This window comes from Methyloceanibacter stevinii (assembly GCF_001723355.1).
Lineage (GTDB): Bacteria > Pseudomonadota > Alphaproteobacteria > Rhizobiales > Methyloligellaceae > Methyloceanibacter > Methyloceanibacter stevinii.
Genome location: NZ_LPWE01000011.1, coordinates 318151 through 336587, shown reverse-complemented (window position 1 = coordinate 336587; position 18437 = coordinate 318151). Strand labels below are relative to the sequence as shown.

Sequence of the window (18437 nt, the reverse complement as noted above, 5' to 3'; positions counted from 1 at the left end):
GCAGGCCTGGCATGGATGCGATCTTCGATCAGGGCCCGCCGCCTCCCTGCCCCGAGCCGTTCAACCTCGCGGCTTATGTCCTGTACCGGGCGGGCGACCTCAGCGAGAAAACAGCGCTGTCCGTGGTCTCGCCCGATGGCGCGGAGACCTGGAGCTATGGGGCGCTGGAGGCGGCCGTGCTCGGCGCCGCAACGGGTCTCAAGGAACAAGGTCTCGAGCCCGGCGACCGGCTCCTCATGCGCCTCGGCAACAGCGTCGAGTTCCCGATCTGCTATTTGGCGGCGCTTGCCGCCGACATCATTCCCGTTCCGACGTCCGCGCTCCTGACGGAAGAGGAAGTTTCGCAAATCTGCGAGGACGTCTCGCCCCGGCTGATCGTCGCCGGCGCGGGATCGCCGTGCCGCCTAACACGCCGTGCCCGGTGATGGGAGAGGACGCCTTTCGGTCCCTCTACCGGTTGCCGGCGGCCGGCTATGCGCTCGGCGATCCGAACCGTCCCGCTTACATCATCTATACATCCGGCACGTCGGGCAGTCCGCGCGCAGTCACGCACGCCCATCGGGCCATCTGGGCGCGCCGCATGATGTGGGACGGGTGGTATGGGCTGACCGAGGACGACCGGCTGATGCATGCGGGATCCTTCAACTGGACCTACACGCTGGGGACTGGATTGCTGGATCCCTGGTCGCACGGCGCCACGTCTCTGATCCCTGCAAACGGCGTGACGCCCGATCAGCTTGGCGCCCTCATAGGCGCGCACGAGACCACCCTGTTCGCGGCCTCGCCGGGGGTCTACCGGCAACTCCTCAGAACGCCGCCCGGTCGTTGCGCCTCGCTGCGCCATGGTCTCTCAGCCGGTGAGAAGCTGCCGGACGCGACGCGGGCGCATTGGGAAGACGCCACGGGCACGCCGATCTTCGAAGCATTCGGCATGTCCGAATGCTCCACCTTCGTGTCGGGCAGTCCGGATCACCCTGCCCCTCATGGCACGCTGGGCTTTCCGCAAGCCGGACGGCGGGTGGCTGTGCTCGGCGAGAACGGCTGCGTCGCGCGCGGCGAACACGGCGTCCTCAGTGTCTCGCGACGCGACCCCGGCGTAATGCTCTTCTACTGGAACGCCGAGGCGGAGACGGCAGCCCGCTTTGACGGCGAGTGGTTCTTGACGGGCGACCTCGTGAGCATGGCGCCGGACGGGGCGCTTACCTATCTCGGGCGCGCCGACGACATGATGAATGCGGGCGGCATCCGGGTCTCGCCTCTCGAAGTCGAGAACGTTCTCAACGCCCACCCGGACATCGCCGAGAGCGCCGCCGTGGAGGTGCTGGTCAAGGCCGACACGACGGTGATCGCAGCATTCTACGTGCCGCACGGGCAGGTCGACCTGGCGGATATAGAGCGGCACGCCGCCGAAAAGCTCGCGCGCTACAAATGCCCGCGCATCTATGCGGAGGTGGAGTCGCTACCGAAAGGACCGAACGGCAAACTGCTCAGACGCCGTTTGCGCGACGAATACGAGACGTCCCACGGCCAGCGTTGAGAACCCTGAAGGAGCCCGGCTTGGCGAGCGTGAGCGGAAGCCGTTGGCCTAGCGACCGCGCCGGAAGAGGCCGAATCCGCGCGGAGCCGAGACTGAGCGCCGGGTGGTCGTCCTTTGTCTCGTGATGACGCGACGACGCTGCGTTTCTTCGCGGGCGAAGCGTTTCTTCTGCGAGGCGCGTTGACGCGCAAGATTACGCTGTTGGGCCTTTGCCTTCTCCGCGACAACGTTGGACTTCGCCGAGTCAGTCGTCCGCACGATGAAGTCGTCACCCTCGGGAAGGACAGATGAGTGCTTGCCGACATCGGCGACGATGAACGACGCGCCCGAGGTCAGGCCGCCCGCGATCTCGTCCTTCATATCCTCGGGAATCGTGATCCGGTCGAGCACCGACTGGGAGTCCTCGCCCTCAAGGCTGAACCCGACCCAGCCTGGATCACTTCCATCGCTGGGCTGTACATAGGTGAAAAGATGTGTCCCGAGCGGCTTCTTGGGATCGCTCAGCTGCACCGGAACATGCCGGACCCGGCTGAAACCTTTGCGCAAGAACAGATAGCGTCGGGAAGCGGCCCCTTGCCGGCGGCCTCGTAGACTTTGGCCGCGATATCCTCGCTGAAGATCCCCCGCTGCCGCAGACCATGGTCCTTCTCGAAGGCACGGATGGCCTTCCTGGTGCCATCCCCGAGGTAGCCGACGAATTGATCCTGGGGTTCGAGGTAGCCCATGGCCGCAAGAGCCTCTTGCGTGCCGATCGCGATATCCCGCTCCTCGCGGCGGGTCACGAGAATATGCCAAGCCCTTTCGTCTTCTTCTTCGGCGTCGCCGGCATCACCGGTCGCCGCTGCAAGCTTCTCCTCGGGCGCAAAGGCGGCCGCCAGGGCGCCGGCGCGAAGGCCCGCATCGACGCTGTCGTCAGCCGACACATCGCTCGGGTCTGCCGCTGCTGCCGGCATCACCAGGGCAGCGCTCTCGATGCGTTTCGGCGCAACCATCGGCCCCGTCGTCATGGCGACCTTGCCGCCGACCTCCGTCATGCGGAAGAGCTTGGGCGCGAACGCATAGGGCATGCGTACGCAGCCGTGGGACGCCGGATAGTTCGGCACGGCGCCGGCATGCAAAGCGGTCCCGGAGCGCGTCAGGCGCTGCATCCACGGCATCGGCGCGGCATCATACAAGTTCGAGAAGTGCTCCGGCTTCTTCTCCAGAATGCCGAATACACCGGTCAGCGTTTGGTATCCGGTCTTGCCGCTCGACACGCGCGTGCTCTCGACACGCTCAAGTCCGCGGTAGACATGGAGCTGCTGGTCTTTCAGCGAGATGATGAGTGTCAGCGGTTCAGCGATATGCCGCCCGCTAATGTCCGTGGACGCAATCTCCACGGGCTCAATCGGTTCGCTCGGCTCGATTTCCACCAGGTCGTCGCGCGCGACCGTCTCATCCAACGGCTCGGGCACCGCTTTGGACTGAAGGGCGATTTCCTTGAGAGACGGTGTCGTCAGCGAGACCGGCACGAGCTTGGCGCCCTCGAGCGGCACGGCGTCGGGCAGTTGGAGGCCCGCCAGTTGCTCGTGGCGCGGTTCCGCGGCATCAAGGTTTTCGGACATTGCAATCGGCTGCATGACCTGAACCACATCGAGCCCGTCGGACAGCTCCTGTTCCTGTGTGTCAAGCTCGGAGGCCTCGAGGGGTTCGTTGTCGCCAGCGACCACCGGTGCATCGGTGATACCTGCGGGGCCGGTGTCGATCAGCTCGACCAGGGGCGCCTTAGAGATTTCCGCCGCATCCGAAGCACTCATGGCCGTAGGCGAAGCACTCATGGCCGAAGGCTGCGTTTCAGCCGCGCCCGCGCACAGCGGGAGCGCCGGGACGAATAAGACTGCCAAGGTGGAGAGGTGCGTAAACCTCATAATTCTTCCTCGCTGCGGTCAAACGAGTGGAATCACACACCCGTTTTCCGGGAAACTAGTTACAAGAACGTGACGCAAATCTCGATTTCTGCGCCGATCTATTTCGTAAGTTCAACGTCGACCCGGCTCGACGGCACGAGGCGCTGAACGCAATCTGACTTGGTTTTTTTGCCCTGCTGGCACTCAAGCACACCGTTGATCAGGAAACTCCCGATCTTGTCGCAGGCGATCTTCTTGAACTCGAACATCCGCAAGGTGCGCTTCTTGGCATCGAGCGGCGCGACGCTCATGGCGAACCGGCGCTCGAAAACATCTTCGGAGTTGAAAACGACCAGATCGATTTTCAGCTTGTCGTATTCGGCAGCGCCTGGTTATCGAAGACGAAATAGGCCTGACAGCCGGCCGCATCGTTGCTCAACTTATTGAGTTCCATGCTGACCTCGTCTGTAGCCGCCTTCGCCGACGACTGTCCGGCCATGAACACACTCACGACGACCGCCGCTACTGCGAGACTGGCGCGTCTTACGCCAAGGCCGAATGCTCCACCGCGCATACATCCCCCCTCTGATGCCCGTTGTCTGCCACGAATAACCCGTTAGGTGTAACCAACTACGCCAATTTACAAGGCCATCATTGTCATTAACCGCCACGCACGGACTTTGTTCGCCAAAAAGATTGCCGAATGCGGGAGAACGATCAGGATACACTGTCCGATCTAGATGGTCGGGCACGCAGATCGCCCCCGCGAAGATCGCGTTGCTTCGATATTGTGCAGTTCTTTTGATAGGAACTTACGTTCTATGAGGAGGCGCCGATGGCCGACAAACAAAGCTTCACACAAGACGAATGGATCACGATCCTGATGAGCCCCACGATCGCCGGCATGGCGATCACAGCCGCCGACCCCAGCGGGCTGTGGGGAATGCTCAAGGAGTCGTTTGCAAGCGGCACAGCCCTCGCCACGGCTAAGTCGGATCCGAGTGCCGATCCGTTGGTCAAAGCCGTCGTCACCGATTTCGAGTCCGCGGATGGGCGCGGTGAAATCATAGAAGCCCTGAAGGCACGCTTTGCCGGCGCCACGCCGGACGACGTCGTGCCCAAGGCGCTGGCCGTCCTCGCCGATGTCGCCCGCATTCTGGACGCCAAGGCGCCTGGGGACGCCGCCGCCTTCAAGGCCTGGCTGGAAGAGATCAGCTTGAAGGTTGCGGAAGCCTCCAAGGAAGGCGGCTTTCTCGGCTTTGGCGGGGTCAGGGTGAGCGACGCGGAAAAAGCGACATTGGCTGACATACAGAAGACCCTCAGCGCTTGAGCTGCGGGCAACTCACGGAAGGAGGATTCCAGCATGGCAACGTTGCAAGACATCCTCGCCGCCTCTCAGCACGGCGACGCCATGAACCTCATCGCACGTGCCTACGACCTGACCCCTGAACAGACCGAGGCCGCAGTCGCCGCCCTTCTGCCTGCGATCTCCCTTGGCCTGAAACGGTCCACCGCGACGCCCGAAGGGCTCGGTGACCTGTTCGATGTGGCGGGGCGCCAGCCCAGTCTTTACGCCATGTATGACGACCCGGACGTCGCGCTCTCGCCGGAGGGGGTCGCTTCCGGCAACGCGGTCTTGGCCAACCTGTTCGGGTCACCGCAGGCCAGCCGGGCGGTAGCCGCCCACGCGCAGCAACTGTCCGGCGTGGGCGGGGCGATCCTCGAGAAGATCCTGCCGGTCCTGGTGGGGATGCTTCTGTCGGGCCTGATGCGCGGCAGTTCGGGCCAGGCCGGACCCGCACCGCAACAGCCGATGCCACGGCAACCGATGCCGAGACAGCCGGAGCCCCAACAGCCGGGACCCGGCGGCGGGGGAATCTTCGATATCTTCCGCGAGATTTTCCAGCAGGGCGGCGGCTCGTCGGCCCCCTATCAACCGGGGCAAAGTCCGGTGCCACCGATTGGCGATATCCTGGATTCGGTCGGCGACGCCGCCGCGCGCCTGCCGAGCCCGCAAGGCCCAAGTTTCCCGTCCCGGACGTCTCTGCCGAACTGCCGGACACGGGCACCCAATCGCAGCCGGTTCCCCGTCCCCCTGCATCGGGCGGCGATCAAACCTTCCCTGGCGGCCCGGTGACACCAGGCGGCGACATCTTCGGACAGATCTTGAAGGAACTCGGCAAGGCCGTTCAGGAGGGGCGCGTCAAACCGGTGATCGTCGGCCCGGGCGGCCCAGGCACACCCGCTGGCGGCGGACAGGCGCAGCCCCAACCTCAAGGCGGGGGCATCTTCGGCGATATCCTGAAGGAGATCCTCGGCGGCGCTCTCGGCCAAGGCCGCTCAGCACGTCAGTCGCTCGCAGACTCGGGCGCGGGTGCGTTTGTCTTCGGCGACGCGCTCGAACACGGCACGAGCCTTCCCGAGCGCGACACGGCGAGCCTACAGGAGATTTTCGATCGTTTCGGAGCGATACCGCCCCAGGCGGATTGACGAGGCTGGCCTGCCTGCGCGGATCGGATCTCAGAGGTGCTAAGTCGTATGCGACTGCCAGCCTAGACAGCCGCGTCGGCCCCGGCGTCTGCTGAGATACAAGCGTCGCCCGGCAAATACGGATTGGCGAAAAAGCCTTCCGCCCAACGAAGCCGTTCGTCGGGGTCGCGCAACGCTTCGGGGACATAGATGACCCCCTTCCCCACTTGATAGGCAAGGAAAGCATGGGTGCGAAATTCGAGCTCCGCGCCTTCGAAACCCATCTCCGCAAATAGCGACCGGCAAAAGAGGTGACGCCTGGCATCGACTTTCCGAACCATCTCGGCCACGGACGGCTCTTGAGCCGCCCAACTCCGAAAGGCGATGTCATACCGGTCCAATCGCTCGCGAACGATGAGGCGCATCATCTCAAGGACGCGCTCGCGCGCAGACACCTGAAGGGCCCCGACCTCCTTGATGACGCGATCCGTGTAGCTCCGAGACCAGAAGTCGAGGAGCTTCTGGACGAAATCGTCCCGCGATCTGAAATGATGATAGAAGCTGCCTTTGGTGACGCCGAGATCGGCCGCGAGTTTGTCGATCCGCAGCTTTGCCTGCCCTTCCTCGGCCAGAACATTCAGCGCCGCGGCGAGCCACGTCTCCCGGTGGAAGCGCGGACCGGATTCAACTCGTCGTTTCAGCAACCTAAACCCCTGAAAAGCCAGCCAGCGCACCTCTGATTGGCTTTGGTAACATGGCCTCCAAAACCATGCCAAAATGCAGGTTTGGCAAAAATGACGGGAATATGTTGCAAATGTTGTGGCTAGCCACCGGAGTTTGGCCTCTCGCCATTGTTCTGGGTTCTGGCCGGATGACGTCTGGGCACACCCAACGATGCGGTGCCGGGCTCTCCGTGCCGCGGTCGGTGGGCCAAAGTTTTTCGCACGCCGGCAGGTATTGATCTGTGCAGTTAGGCCGACAGTCACCACATTGCTGTTACGGGAGTCCCGTATCGCTGCAGCGTCCCGACGATGCTTTCAATGCTGTCGCTACGCGGCTTTCGGCCAGCAGCCGCACATACAAAAAGAGAGCGGCAATGGAATTGGTGTCCAATTGGCTGTCCCTGGAAACTCCAAGCAAGTGAGGCCTGAGATATGAGTGAACAATCTTCCCTTCAGAACAGTGTGAATGTGTTCGTCGATTGGGCGAAAGCACGTCTCGACGAGATGGCCGCCAACGCCGGAACGCTGCAGGCCAATCTCGACAAACTCGATGCGAATTCGCGCGCTCAAGCCGAGCAGGCCATTGCGCAATTGAATCAATGGGTCGAGCAAGGCCAGCGCGACATCAATACCGCACAGGCGCAGGGCGAGGCTTCCGTGGCCCAGGCCAAGGCCGACATGGAAACCCTCTGGGCCAACTTTCAGAACAACGCCGGCGACTGGGCCGGCCTTCTGAAAGACAATCAGGCCATGTTCCAGGCGCGGGCCCAAGCGCAAGTTCAAGCTTGGCAGGACACGGTCAATGCCTACATGGCGCGCGTGAGCGACGTCAACGACAAGAACAAGGCGCAAGCGCAGGCCCAGGTCGCGCAGCTCCAGGCGGACGCCAAGAAGGCCCAAGCGGATCTCACGGCGAAAGTCGACGAACTGACCAAGGCGGGCCAATCCTCCTGGTCGGCGATGAGCGACGCGCTCGACCAGTCGCGCAATGCCTTTGCGAAATCGCTCGAGACGACAGCCAAGAACTTCAACGACGCGATGAAGAGCTAGCGTCCCTCGACGTCACAGACCTGATGCGAGACGTTCATGGGAGGCGCTGATCGGTGCCTCCCATTTTCTTGATTGCCACAACGCGTTCTTTACAAGAGCGCGTCGAGGACCGCCGTGAGCGACGGCCCGGCGACGAAGATGTCGGCGCCCGATTTCACGGTGTCGCGAACGACCACGCCGCCGAAACCGACGATAAAGGCACCGGCCTCACGCGCTTCTATGTCCGTCGCGCCGTCGCCGACGAGAGCCACCGACCGTTCCCCGCCGCTCAATACGCGGCAGACCTCCGCCTTGCCCCCTGGCTGGGCCAGGGGCGAGTTCCGGTCGAAATCGCAATAGGCCCCGTCACCGCCGAACATCACGTCGACGGCGTGGACATTCGCCACCGGCACGCCGAGCGTGTCTGCCAAGGGCAGAATCGCCTGCCTCAGTCCGCCGCTGATAATGTGAACGTCCGTCCCGGCGCCGCGCAGGGCCCGCACCGACTCCTCTGCCCCGGGGACCATCTGCTCCACGTAGAGCTGCGCCAGCCATTCGACCGCCGCCCGGTCGGGCCGCACGAGGTCCAGGCGCCTCCCGTATACGGCATCAAGCGCCAACTCGCCGGCCATGGCCGCCGCCGTGAGCGGGGCGACCTCCTTCTCGGCGCCGGCACGGCGCGCCAATTCGTCGATGCCTTCCACCCGGCTGAGGGTGCTGTCACAGTCGAAGCAGACGACGTCGAAGGGCTTGGCGGACACGGTCACAACGCAAAGCCAACGGCCTGCTCGATGGGCGGCAACGACCGGATCTCCTCCATGGCCGCTGCCGACAGGGAGGCCGATATGCTGATCAGCGCAATGGCGGTGTCGGGGTCATCGCCCACGCCCACCTGCATGCGCGAGATGTTGATGTTCTCACGACCCAAAATGCTGCCCAGTGCGCCGACGACGCCCGGCCGATCCTGATGGCGCGTGAAGAGGAAGTTCCCCTTGGGGATGGCTTCCACGTCGTAACCGTCGATCCGCACAAGCCGCGCATGGCTGCCGCCGAGCAATGTTCCCGCCACAGTCGTCGTACGGCCGCCGCTCTGCGCCGAAATCTCCACCAGCGAAACGAAATCCCGCGCCTCCTCGGTTCTCGACTCGGTGACCTCGATGCCCTGCTCCTTGGCGAGATGGCCCGCGTTGACCCGGTTCACCCGCCCGGTCATGCGCTGGCTGAGCAACCCCACCAGTGCCTCGGCGGTGATGGGCCGGGAATCCAACTCTGTCACCCGGCCGAACAGATGCACGTCCAATTGTGAGATCGGCCCTTCGCAGAGCGCTCCCACGAGACGGCCGAGTGCATAGGTCAAACTCTGGTACGGCGCGGTCTGTGTGAGCTGGTCGGCAGTAACGCGGGGCAAATTGACGGCTGTCTCGGCGGCACCAGTGCTTAGGAACTTGATCATGTCCTCGGCGATGCGAAGGCTCACCGCCTGCTGGGCCTCCTCCGTCGAGGCGCCCAGATGCGGCGTCAGAACGATGTTATCGAGCGCGAGGAGCGGAGACCCGGTTGGCGGCTCGGCTTCGTAGACATCGAGCGCGGCACCGGCGAGGTGTCCGCTCTGCAGGGCATCGAGCAACGCCGCCTCGTCGATCAGGCCGCCCCGCGCGCAATTGATGATACGGGCGCCTGGCTTCATCGAGGTCAAGCGGGGCGCGTCGAGTAGGTGATGCGTCTTGTCGCTCAAGGGGCAATGAAGCGTGACGTAGTCCGCGGATGCGAGCAGCGTCTCAAGATCGGCGGCTTCAGCTCCGTGCTGGGCCATGATCTCCGGCGCAACGAAGGGGTCGTAGGCGAGCACCCGCATCTTCAGGGACGCACATCGCTCGGCGACAAGGCGTCCGATCGTCCCGAAACCAATCACGCCGCTGGTCTTTCCCGACAGCTCAACGCCGGAAGTACGCGCGGGCTTCCACTCGCCGCCTCGCACGGCGCGGTCCGCCTGCGGCAGATTGCGGCTGAGCGACATCAGGTGGGCGATGGAAAGTTCCGCCGTGGTCGTGGCATTCGCGTCCGGCGTATTGAAGACGACGATCCCTCGCTCGGTGGCGGACGGGATGTCGATGTTGTCGACGCCGATCCCCGCACGGCCGACGGCCCGCAGGCGGCTCGCCGCCTCGATAACGGGCTTGGTCACCTTGGTCTTGGAACGGACGATCAGGGCGTCATAGTCGCCGATCCGCGCGATCAATGCCTCCTCGTCGAGCCCTGTTTCGACATCGGCGCGAATGCGGGCGTCGCTGTCGAGAATATCGCGGCCCGAAGCGTGGATCGGATCGGCGATCAGGACACTATAGAGCGCACTCATGGGGTACCCCTTCCTGGCTCTTGGGAATCGCTCATTTTGCTGCAGTGCAAGAATGCCAGTCTCCGCGTCCCCTGCAAGGGCCTCCCTGTCTCGTCCTTTGGACCAATGGATCGGCGATCGCGCGTGTTTGAAGGCGGATCAAGGGTCCCCAAGGTTTCACTAACCATGGCCGCTAACCAACCGAGCTAACCATCGGAGAAAGAACAAGAAGCGCAGGGGGCACCGATGCGCTAGCGTCTTTGAGGCGTCGCGCCGATGTCCGGATTCGGGGGGACAGGCGGCTTGTCGCCCAATCAATCGAGGGGCCCGGTTGAAACGCGACGCGCGCTCCCCCATCTACACGGTACGGGGGGCCAGGTTCGGAGATCTGGCCATGACAAGGTTTATACTCTTTATCGCTTTTCTCGTCGGCATCGCCTATGTGCTGACTGAGCCCCCTGAGTCCAAGATGGCACTCAGCGCGAACGAGATTCCCGTCCACAACGATAAGCCGCTTCTGACATCTTGGGGCCCGACCCTCGGGTCGCTCCGCGATGGCATTCGCATGCGCCCGCGGGCCGCGACCACGATGCTGGCCGCGAACGAAAACTCGGAGCCGTACGGCAGCCAGAGTTCGAGTTCTGCGGGCACGGCCGATACGCCGGCGCTTGCAGCCAACACGGCGGCGCAGGATCAACCCGACGTCCAGCGGCATGAGCCCACGACGGTCGCGAGCGTCCAGGAGCCCACACATCCTAAGCAGCCGGTGGCCGAACCCGCTGTCGACCGCATCGCCGCGGCGCTTCCGCCTCAGCGGCGGGGCCTCTTCAGCCGGGCCTTGGCGCCCCAAGCTGCGCAGGCTCCGCGCGAAACGCGCGAGGTCCAGGCAGCGCCGCGCAATCGTGGCTTGTTCAAGCGCCTCCTGGGGCGGAGCAAGCAGCCGACACGCGTCTGGGCTCTGGGACCGGCGCGATAAAACCTCATAAGCAAGACTTCAGGCGGCACGCGAAAATAGCGTAGACTCCCGATGTCGCGCGCGCATGTGCGCGCGGCATGTTGCCTTGGGAGGATCGCACCATGCAGGGCGAAACCGTCACGATTTGGGGCGTGCTGGCTGCCGTGGGGATTGGCGTGATCCTCGCCGTACTCATCGCATTCGCAATCAACACCTGGAAGAGGCGCGGGTAGTTTCAAAGGAGCGACCCGGCGGCGGAGCTCTTCGAAGCTCGTCAGCCATCTGCCGGGACAGTCCGCTCCCAGTGCCTCCCGCGAGAACCATGTTCGAGACCCGCTATTTTGGATCTTGGTCGCACCCGGTCTCTTGCTGGGCTTCTATGCGCAGACACGGATCAAGAAGAACGTCACGGAGTATTCCCAGGTGCGGACCACCAGCGGGATCACCGGCGCGCAGGTGGCGCGGCGCCTGCTGGACGCCAAGGGGCTACAGGACGTGGCCATCGAGTCCACGCCTGGGGTCCTCAGCGATCACTACGATCCGGCCGCAAAAGTGCTGCGATTGAGTCAGGACGTCTATTTCACGCCGAGCGTCGCGGCCGCAGGGATAGCCGCACATGAAACAGGCCACGCGATCCAGGACGCCGAGGATTACGGGCCCATGGAATTCCGCACCCATGTGGTGCCCTTCGTACAATTCGCCGGGCAGATCGCGCCATGGCTGTTCGTGGCGGGTCTGGTCCTTCAGACCAACGCCCTGACCTGGAGCGGGGTCATTCTCTTCGGCGCGTCCTTCGTCTTTGCGCTGCTGACGCTACCGGTCGAGTTCGACGCCAGCCGCCGCGCGAAGAACCTGCTCGTGACGCACGGCATCATCGAGGGCGATACGCAGATCGACGGCGTCGATCACGTTCTCGATGCGGCGGCCTGGACCTATGTGGCGGCCGCCGTGTCGGCCATCGGCGTCTGGCTGTTCTACGTTTTCGTGCTGCTGTTCCGGGGGCGCGGGTCCGCGGCGCCGCGGTAGTCGCTTCGTGTGCGTGTCCGGTGTAGCCGTCGGAACCTACGCGAACTTCATTTCCAACGGCGGTTCGTCGACAATCAGCTTCGCCGAAGTGGCGGCGATGACGTCGTCCACGCTGGAATCGGAAGCCACCTCGCGCAGGACGAGCCCCTCTTCCGTCGGTTCGATCACGGCCATTTCCGTCACGATCAGACTGACCCGGCGGACGGCGGTGAGCGGCAACTCGCATTCCGGCACGATCTTGGGCGTTCCCTTCGCGGTGTGAACCATGGCGACGACCACGCGCTTGGCGCCGGCGACAAGATCCATGGCGCCGCCCATACCCGGCACCATCTTCCCGGGCACCATCCAGTTCGCGAGATAGCCGCGCTCGTCGACCTGCAGGCCGCCCAGCACCGTCATGTCGAGATGGCCGCCGCGAATGATCCCGAACGACATGGCCGAGTCGATGGATGCCGCGCCGGGGACGGCGGTGACGAAGCCGCCGCCGGCATCCGTCAGGTTCGGATCTTCCATGCCTTCGGGCGGGCGGGCACCAAGCCCGATCACCCCGTTCTCGGCCTGGAAGAAGACATCGACCTGCTCGGGCAGGTAGTTCGCGACCATGCTCGGCAAGCCGATGCCGAGATTGACGAGAGAGCCGGGCTTGACCTCGAGCGCGACGCGGCGCGCGATGCGTTCCTTCGGGTTCATGCGGGAGCCCTCTCAATCAAATGGTCGATCAGAATACCGGGCGTCTTCACCGCATCGGGCGGGATGACGCCGATCGGGACAATGCTCACCGGCTCGGCGATGACAGTCTCGGCCGCCAGGGCCATGACAGGATTGAAATTGTGGGCCGTCAGCGAGAATTCCAGATTGCCCACATAGTCGGCCCGGCTCGCCGCAAGGAGAGCGACGTCACCCTTGATGGGCATCTCGAGAAGGTAAGGCTTGCCGTTCACTTCGACCTTCTCCTTACCCTCTTCGACCGGCGTCCCGATGCCCGTGGCCGTCAGTACACCGCCAAGCCCGACACCGCCTGCGCGAATGCGCTCGACCAGCGTCCCTTGAGGCACGAGTTCGACTTCCATCTCGCCGGAAATCATCTTGGCCTGGGTTTCGGGGTTGAGGCCGATATGGCTGACGATCGCCTTGGAGACGGCGCCGGCGGTTACCAGTTTGCCGATCGCCTTGCCCGGCATGGCCGTATCGTTCGCGACGACGGTGAGATCTTTGCGCCCCGCAGCAACAAGAGCATCGATGAGCCGGAGGGGTGAGCCGACCCCCATGAAGCCGCCAATCAGAACGGTCGCGCCGTCCGGGATCAGCTCCGCGGCGGCGGCGGCCGAAATTGCTTCTCTCATGCCAGTTTCCCCCAGTTGCGCAGCCAAAGATGTGCGGTGCCCATGTCACCCCCGTGACATCCACGCCAGTCTTCGCCAGCACAGAGTGTAGCGACGCGGCAGCCCTCCCAACTGCGCCGTGTCGCCGCAGTTGGGCCCGATGGCCGCCGGCGCCACCACCGCCCGGCGCAAGCCCCTACCCTCACTGGATTGCTACTCAGACCACTGTATAAAAGGTTCCAAGCTCAAGGGGGCGCACGGGGGCGTCCTATCGAGTCCGTGTCACGGGGGCGACCACGGCCAATCATTGGCTGCCGGCGCCTTTGGAACGCCTTAGAGATTCCGTCACTAGTGGCTCGTAAGCAGTTCTCACCCCATCCCGCCGCATGACCGGCACGGAGACGGCCACGGAACGGGCGAGTACGGGCGGAAAACCCAGGGTTTTCGGGACGGGGTGTCCTGTACGGCACCTGTTCCAAGGCACCTGTTCAAGTCCGCCAATTAAGGCTACAGGTCGGGGCTAATGGTTTGCGCCGGTGGGCAGAAGTAGAATCGATTCGGGGCGCGCGACTGAGAGGAAGATTTTCGATGACGGCTGGTTTCGGAATAGAGAAACTCGGGCTCGTTTCTCTACGATATCCTTGGTTATGCCTCCTAATCATCGCGGTGATTACGCCGTTCGCAATTTTCGGCGCCACCCATAACCGCTTTTCAAGTGACGTTCGCGAAATATTCCGCTCGGACGATCCGGCATTCGTCCAGCTCGATCTCCTCAACGAGCGTTTCCCCGCCAGCCAGCCCGACCTTCAGATCGTCACGGAATCCGAGACGCCGTTCAACACCAAGGATCTCGAGGCGCTTCGCGCTCTTCGCGACAATCTGCTGAAGATCGACGGCGTCACCGGCGTGCTGTCCATGTTCACCGCCGTCACGGCGCCCGAGGACGAGGACGCCGAGTCCCTGCCGGTCTTCCCGAAGACCTCTCGAAACTCCAAGACAACGACGCCGCGCGAAAAGAGATAACCAGTCACCCGCTGGTGAAGGGCAAGCTCTTGGACGACGACTGGACCATCGCGGTCTTCGCGCTCACGCTGGAGCAATTGGCGCAGGACACCGAGGGACAGGCGGCCGAACGCGCGCTTGTCGCCGAAATCGGCAAGACCACCCAAGAGACCTTGGCCGGAACCAACGTGACTGCGCGCCTGACCGGGCTTGCGGTGATCCGCGACGAAATTCTGTCCGGGCTTTCGAGCGACCAGCAAATGTTCGGCCTCGTCGCGGTCGGACTCGGGATCATCGTCTGCTGGATTTTCCTGCGCAGCATTCCTCTCATCATTATCGCCGTCGTACCCGCCATCCTTGCCGTGGCCTGGCTGCGGGGCGGCATGTGGCTGTTTGGCCAGGACATCAACCTGCTGACCGGAATTGCGCCGACGATCATCCTCGTGATCGTGTTGTCCAACTGCCTGCACTTGCTGTTCTCGATACGCCGAGGTCTCGAACGCGGCGACCCCCTGGAGGAGGCGATCGAGGGATCTGTAAGGCGTGTCGGACCGGCCTGCGTACTGACGTCCTTGACGACGGCCCTGGCGATGTCATCGCTGATCTGGATGCCGCATTCGTTCATCGCGCATTTCGGCATCACCACGGCGTCCGGTACAGCCATGTCGCTGATCCTCACGCTGCTGATGGTTCCGGCTCTGTCCGTGCTCCTCCTTCGCGGCTTCGCCAAGAAGGTCCAAGGCAAGACTCAGAAGACCGATCTTTTCCGGAAAGGCATCGACGGCCTTTGCGAAAAGGCGGCGGACGCGGTCACGTCGTTCCCACGGGCCATCGCCCTGATCGGGCTGGTGCTGACCGCAGGCGGTCTCTGGCTCCATTTCCTGAACGAGCCGCAATACAGCTATGCCAACAACATGCCGCCGCAAAGTACGGCCCTGAAGGCGATCCAGGCCTACGACAGCAAGCTCGCGGGCGCGAGCACCCTTGAAGTGCTTCTCTACTTCCCCAAGAAGCACGCTCTGAAGTCGTACAAGACAATTGAGATCATTCGGCAGGTCCATAAGGTCCTCGACGACGAGCCCGCCTTCGGTGCGGTTACCTCGCTCCATACGGTCGAGGAGTGGCTCGGCGGCGGCGAAGTGGGTGAGGACCGGCTGATCGGTTTTCTGGAAGCAAAGAACACGCGGGACTTCGCCGCGAGCTTCGTGGCTCTCGATGAGAACGCGATCCGCATCTCGGCACAGTTCCACGCCATGACGTCCGACGAGATGACGCCGATCCTCGACAAGGTCGAGCGCAAGATGCGGCGGATCGAGGCCAAGAACCCGGGACTCGAAATCGCCGTCACCGGCATCGTGCCGGTGTCGTCGGCGGCTAGCCATGAGATGATCAAGCAGCTCAATATCAGCCTGATCACGGCCATCGGGCTTATTCTCGTGCTGATCGGCGTTGGCATGCGGTCGCTGCGGGCCGGGCTTGCCAGCGTCCTGCCGAACCTGTTCCCGATCGCCATGGGCGGCGCCTATCTGCACCTCGTGGAGGGTGGCCTCGAGTTCACCAGCCTCGTCGCCTTTGCGGTCGGATTCGGCATCGCGGTCGACGCGACCATCCACTATCTCACCCGCTACCGCCTGGAGCGCGCGAGCTTGGACTCCGTGGCTGCCGCCCTCAGAAAGACCACCATGGATGTCGGCCCTGTCGTCATCATGGCCACGGTGCTCATCGCCGGCGGTATCGGCACGACGATGTTGAGCAAGCTGCCGACAGTGGCCCTCTACGGAACCATCGTTGTGATCGTGCTGACCTCTGCGGTGATCGGTGCGCTGTTGTTCCTGCCGGCCGTCATGTCGACGATGGAGCGCTACTGGCCCTCGCGCGAGAAGCGCGAAGCCACGGCAGCGTCGGATGAGACCGAAGAGCCCGAAGCGAAGTCGGCGTAAGCTCAGCGCGTGCGCGGAATACCGAGATAGCGCGTAGTGCCGCGCCGAATGAAACGGCTCGGTACTTTGCCGCGCAGGAAGAAATCGAGCTTCGCGAAAAAGCCGACTGGATACCGAAATTTCGGATGCGGCGTCTCCAGCGCGTTGGCCACGACGTCCGCGACTTCCTTGGGATCACGTGCATTCTTGGCTGCATGCGCATCGGCGCCGCGCATCACCAGCCGCACCCAGTTGGTATAGGGGCCGCCAGGCGGCGTGACCCGCTCGGTGGCCTCCCAGATCTCGGTCTTGTAGGGGCCGGGCTCGACAAGGATGACATCGATGCCGAACGGGTCCAGTTCGTAGGCGATTGACTCGGCCCAGCCCTCCAAGGCCCATTTCGACGCGCAATAGATCGAGTTGGTGGGCTGACCGGCAAAAGCCGACTGGCTGGAGATACAGACGATGCGGCCGCGCTTCTGAGCGCGGAACGTCGGCAAGAGCGCGCGGGTCAGTCCGAGGACGCCGAAGAAGTTCGTTTCCATGACACGCCGGATTTCGGCGTCGGGCAGGTCTTCATGAGCCCCGGCGATCGCGACCCCCGCATTGTGCACGACCGCGTCGAGCGTGCCGCCGGTCTGGGACAAAATGTCCGTCACTGCGGCCTCGATCGAGGCCGGATCGGTCACGTCGAGCGCCACGAACGTCACGCGGCCGGGACCGTCGGCCTGCCTCACCATCTTCTCCAGCGGTCCCTTCTTGTCGAGGTTCCGCATGGTGGCAAAGACGTGCCAGCCCTTTGATACCAAGACCTTGGCCGTGATCTGACCAATGCCCGTAGACGTCCCTGTGATCAGTACCGTTCGCATAGCACTCCGTGCGCGTCACGCCGTGGTCATGACCGCCCGACGCCCAGGCAGCGCAATACCGGCCGGCATGGTTTTTTTCAAAAGCCGGCGCCGTGCTGTCAGACGTCAAACTATGGCTTTTCCCCAGCTTCGAGATATGTAGCATAGGGACCGTAGGCACAAGCAAACCTAAGAGTGCACGAAGAGAAGGGCCGTGGTTTCGTCCACCAACGAGGCGAAGACGCGCCGGACTTGGGGGTCCGGCATTCTCGCCGCCGGGCAATACGCGTCGGCAAACATTCTACTGCTACTGGGATCCGTCTCGCTGCTCGTCGGCGGCTGGATGCCGTTCGCGGTCATCCTATTGATCATGGTGTTCGGGTCCTTCGCCGATGAGCTGAGCGGCGAAGACTTGGACCGGTTGGGCGACGGCGCCCGCACCTTCTACAACGCCAATCTCTACCTGGCGCTGCCGCTCATGTGCCTGCTGGCCGTGCTGCTCGCGGTGTATGCAAGCACCACCGCCATCACCGACCACCCGCTGCAGACGGTGGGGGTGATCTGGGTTGTCGGCTATCTCTTTGCCTTGGTGGGCGCCACGGTCGGCCACGAACTCACGCACCGGCAGGGCTGGATTCCCCAAGCGGTCGCGCACGTATTGCTAGGCTTCACCTTCAACACGTCCTTCGTCATCTACCATGTCCATGTGCATCACCGCCGGGTGGGCAGCTACGACGAGGCCTCGACGGCCCGCCGCGGCGAGCGGCTCTTCCCGTTCCTGGTGCGCGCCGTCCATGGGCAGTATGCGCATGCAGCAAGCGTCGAGGCGGAGCGGCTTCGCCGCAAGGGGCTCCCCGTCTGGTCCCGCCACAACAGATTCATTCAGGCTCTGGCCGCGCCGCTTGCTATCGTCGCGGTGGTGGTGCTCATCGGAGGCGCTTCCGCGCTCCTCCTTTTCGTTCTGGCCGCGCTGCTGGGGCGGTTCTTCCACGAGTTGATCAATTACGTGCAGCATTACGGCATCGTCCGTGCCGACAATGCGCCGATACGGCCGCGCCACAGCTGGGACTGCTATCACCGGCTCTCGAACGTGCTGCATTACAATCTGCCGCGGCACTCCGATCACCACATGTTCGCGACCAAACCCTTCTGGCGTTTGGACACCGCGGAAGATGTGCCGATGCTTCCCTACGGCTATCAGACCATGGCCACGTTAGCGCTCGTCTATCCGCTCTGGCGGTACATCATGCAGCCTCTGCTTGCGGACTGGGATACGCGCTTCGCGAGCGACGCCGAGCTCGAGATCATGCGGTCCCGGGGCTGGGAAATCACCGAACGGACGGCCGAGGAACCGTCAATCGCAGAGTGATCGTCCGCGCGGCTAAGG

At 63.6% G+C, this 18437-nt stretch carries 20 protein-coding genes; 10 read left to right on the top strand and 10 right to left on the bottom strand.

Translation table 11 applies throughout. The annotated features are described in order from the left end of the window. The first annotated feature begins 11 nt into the window (after positions 1-11). Positions 12-425, top strand: coding sequence for an AMP-binding protein (locus tag AUC70_RS17520; protein ID WP_206599334.1), 414 nt, complete (start codon positions 12-14; stop codon positions 423-425). After that, entirely contained in the window at positions 425-1537 is a 1113-nt protein-coding gene (locus AUC70_RS08390) for a class I adenylate-forming enzyme family protein (protein WP_244505571.1), read from the top strand. The genes AUC70_RS17520 and AUC70_RS08390 overlap by 1 nt, the downstream gene beginning before the upstream one ends. Positions 1538-1585: 48 nt before the next feature. Here AUC70_RS08390 and AUC70_RS08385 read toward each other — a convergent pair whose 3' ends face one another. From AUC70_RS08385 to AUC70_RS08370, 4 genes are all read right to left on the bottom strand, one after another. Next, the gene (locus tag AUC70_RS08385) at positions 1586-2047 is read right to left on the bottom strand and encodes a hypothetical protein (protein ID WP_069444411.1); all 462 of its coding nucleotides are present in this window, start codon (positions 2045-2047) and stop codon (positions 1586-1588) included. Next, positions 2038-3444 (bottom strand): L,D-transpeptidase family protein, encoded by a 1407-nt coding sequence (locus tag AUC70_RS08380; RefSeq protein ID WP_083241406.1) that lies wholly within the window; start codon positions 3442-3444, stop codon positions 2038-2040. The genes AUC70_RS08385 and AUC70_RS08380 overlap by 10 nt, the downstream gene beginning before the upstream one ends. Positions 3445-3542: 98 nt before the next feature. Next, positions 3543-3734 carry a hypothetical protein gene (locus tag AUC70_RS08375; RefSeq protein ID WP_069444409.1) on the bottom strand — a complete coding sequence of 64 codons (192 nt, stop codon included), beginning with the start codon at positions 3732-3734 and terminating at the stop codon, positions 3543-3545. Between the two features lie 53 nt (positions 3735-3787). Then, a complete protein-coding gene (locus AUC70_RS08370) occupies positions 3788-3997 on the bottom strand; it encodes a hypothetical protein (RefSeq protein ID WP_069444408.1) in 210 nt (69 codons plus the stop codon). Positions 3998-4258: 261 nt separating this feature from the next. Between AUC70_RS08370 and AUC70_RS08365 the strand changes: the two genes are divergently transcribed. Genes AUC70_RS08365 through AUC70_RS08355 form a run of 3 tightly spaced genes read left to right on the top strand, consistent with a single transcriptional unit; the run spans position 4259 to position 5913 of the window. Beyond that, a complete protein-coding gene (locus tag AUC70_RS08365) occupies positions 4259-4753 on the top strand; it encodes a hypothetical protein (RefSeq protein ID WP_069444407.1) in 495 nt (164 codons plus the stop codon). Positions 4754-4786: 33 nt separating this feature from the next. Next, positions 4787-5560, top strand: a complete 774-nt coding sequence (locus tag AUC70_RS08360; RefSeq protein ID WP_069444406.1) for a DUF937 domain-containing protein — start codon at positions 4787-4789, stop codon at positions 5558-5560. Next, positions 5557-5913 (top strand): hypothetical protein, encoded by a 357-nt coding sequence (locus AUC70_RS08355; protein WP_069444405.1) that lies wholly within the window; start codon positions 5557-5559, stop codon positions 5911-5913. The genes AUC70_RS08360 and AUC70_RS08355 overlap by 4 nt, the downstream gene beginning before the upstream one ends. Positions 5914-5975: 62 nt before the next feature. Here AUC70_RS08355 and AUC70_RS08350 read toward each other — a convergent pair whose 3' ends face one another. Continuing rightward, positions 5976-6596 carry a TetR/AcrR family transcriptional regulator gene (locus AUC70_RS08350; RefSeq protein ID WP_069444404.1) on the bottom strand — a complete coding sequence of 207 codons (621 nt, stop codon included), beginning with the start codon at positions 6594-6596 and terminating at the stop codon, positions 5976-5978. Between the two features lie 450 nt (positions 6597-7046). On the opposite strand from AUC70_RS08350, the gene AUC70_RS08345 reads away from it, so the two are divergent. After that, positions 7047-7664: a hypothetical protein gene (locus AUC70_RS08345; protein ID WP_141702030.1), complete on the top strand. Its 618-nt coding sequence runs from the start codon at positions 7047-7049 to the stop codon at positions 7662-7664. A gap of 89 nt (positions 7665-7753) precedes the next feature. Here AUC70_RS08345 and AUC70_RS08340 read toward each other — a convergent pair whose 3' ends face one another. Next, on the bottom strand, positions 7754-8404 hold the full coding sequence (locus AUC70_RS08340) for an HAD-IB family phosphatase (protein WP_069444639.1): 651 nt from the start codon (positions 8402-8404) through the stop codon (positions 7754-7756). Between the two features lie 2 nt (positions 8405-8406). Further along, positions 8407-9999 (bottom strand): phosphoglycerate dehydrogenase, encoded by a 1593-nt coding sequence (gene serA, locus AUC70_RS08335; RefSeq protein WP_069444402.1) that lies wholly within the window; start codon positions 9997-9999, stop codon positions 8407-8409. A gap of 373 nt (positions 10000-10372) precedes the next feature. On the opposite strand from serA, the gene AUC70_RS08330 reads away from it, so the two are divergent. Together AUC70_RS08330 and AUC70_RS08325 are read left to right on the top strand one after the other, a co-directional pair. Continuing rightward, positions 10373-10954 carry a hypothetical protein gene (locus tag AUC70_RS08330; protein ID WP_069444401.1) on the top strand — a complete coding sequence of 194 codons (582 nt, stop codon included), beginning with the start codon at positions 10373-10375 and terminating at the stop codon, positions 10952-10954. Between the two features lie 327 nt (positions 10955-11281). Continuing rightward, positions 11282-11959: a zinc metallopeptidase gene (locus AUC70_RS08325; RefSeq protein ID WP_206599331.1), complete on the top strand. Its 678-nt coding sequence runs from the start codon at positions 11282-11284 to the stop codon at positions 11957-11959. A 36-nt stretch (positions 11960-11995) separates the two neighbouring features. Here the strand turns inward: AUC70_RS08325 and AUC70_RS08320 are convergent, their stop codons facing one another. Both AUC70_RS08320 and AUC70_RS08315 read right to left on the bottom strand, forming a co-directional pair. Next, the gene (locus AUC70_RS08320; protein ID WP_069444399.1) at positions 11996-12649 is read right to left on the bottom strand and encodes a 3-oxoacid CoA-transferase subunit B; all 654 of its coding nucleotides are present in this window, start codon (positions 12647-12649) and stop codon (positions 11996-11998) included. Next, positions 12646-13302: a 3-oxoacid CoA-transferase subunit A gene (locus AUC70_RS08315; RefSeq protein ID WP_069444398.1), complete on the bottom strand. Its 657-nt coding sequence runs from the start codon at positions 13300-13302 to the stop codon at positions 12646-12648. The genes AUC70_RS08320 and AUC70_RS08315 overlap by 4 nt, the downstream gene beginning before the upstream one ends. A gap of 710 nt (positions 13303-14012) precedes the next feature. Between AUC70_RS08315 and AUC70_RS08305 the strand changes: the two genes are divergently transcribed. Beyond that, on the top strand, positions 14013-16223 hold the full coding sequence (locus tag AUC70_RS08305; RefSeq protein ID WP_342022012.1) for an efflux RND transporter permease subunit: 2211 nt from the start codon (positions 14013-14015) through the stop codon (positions 16221-16223). Between the two features lie 2 nt (positions 16224-16225). Here AUC70_RS08305 and AUC70_RS08300 read toward each other — a convergent pair whose 3' ends face one another. Further along, positions 16226-17071 carry an SDR family oxidoreductase gene (locus tag AUC70_RS08300; protein WP_069444395.1) on the bottom strand — a complete coding sequence of 282 codons (846 nt, stop codon included), beginning with the start codon at positions 17069-17071 and terminating at the stop codon, positions 16226-16228. 193 nt (positions 17072-17264) lie between these two features. Between AUC70_RS08300 and AUC70_RS08295 the strand changes: the two genes are divergently transcribed. After that, positions 17265-18419 carry an alkane 1-monooxygenase gene (locus AUC70_RS08295; protein WP_069444394.1) on the top strand — a complete coding sequence of 385 codons (1155 nt, stop codon included), beginning with the start codon at positions 17265-17267 and terminating at the stop codon, positions 18417-18419. Positions 18420-18437: the final 18 nt, after the last annotated feature.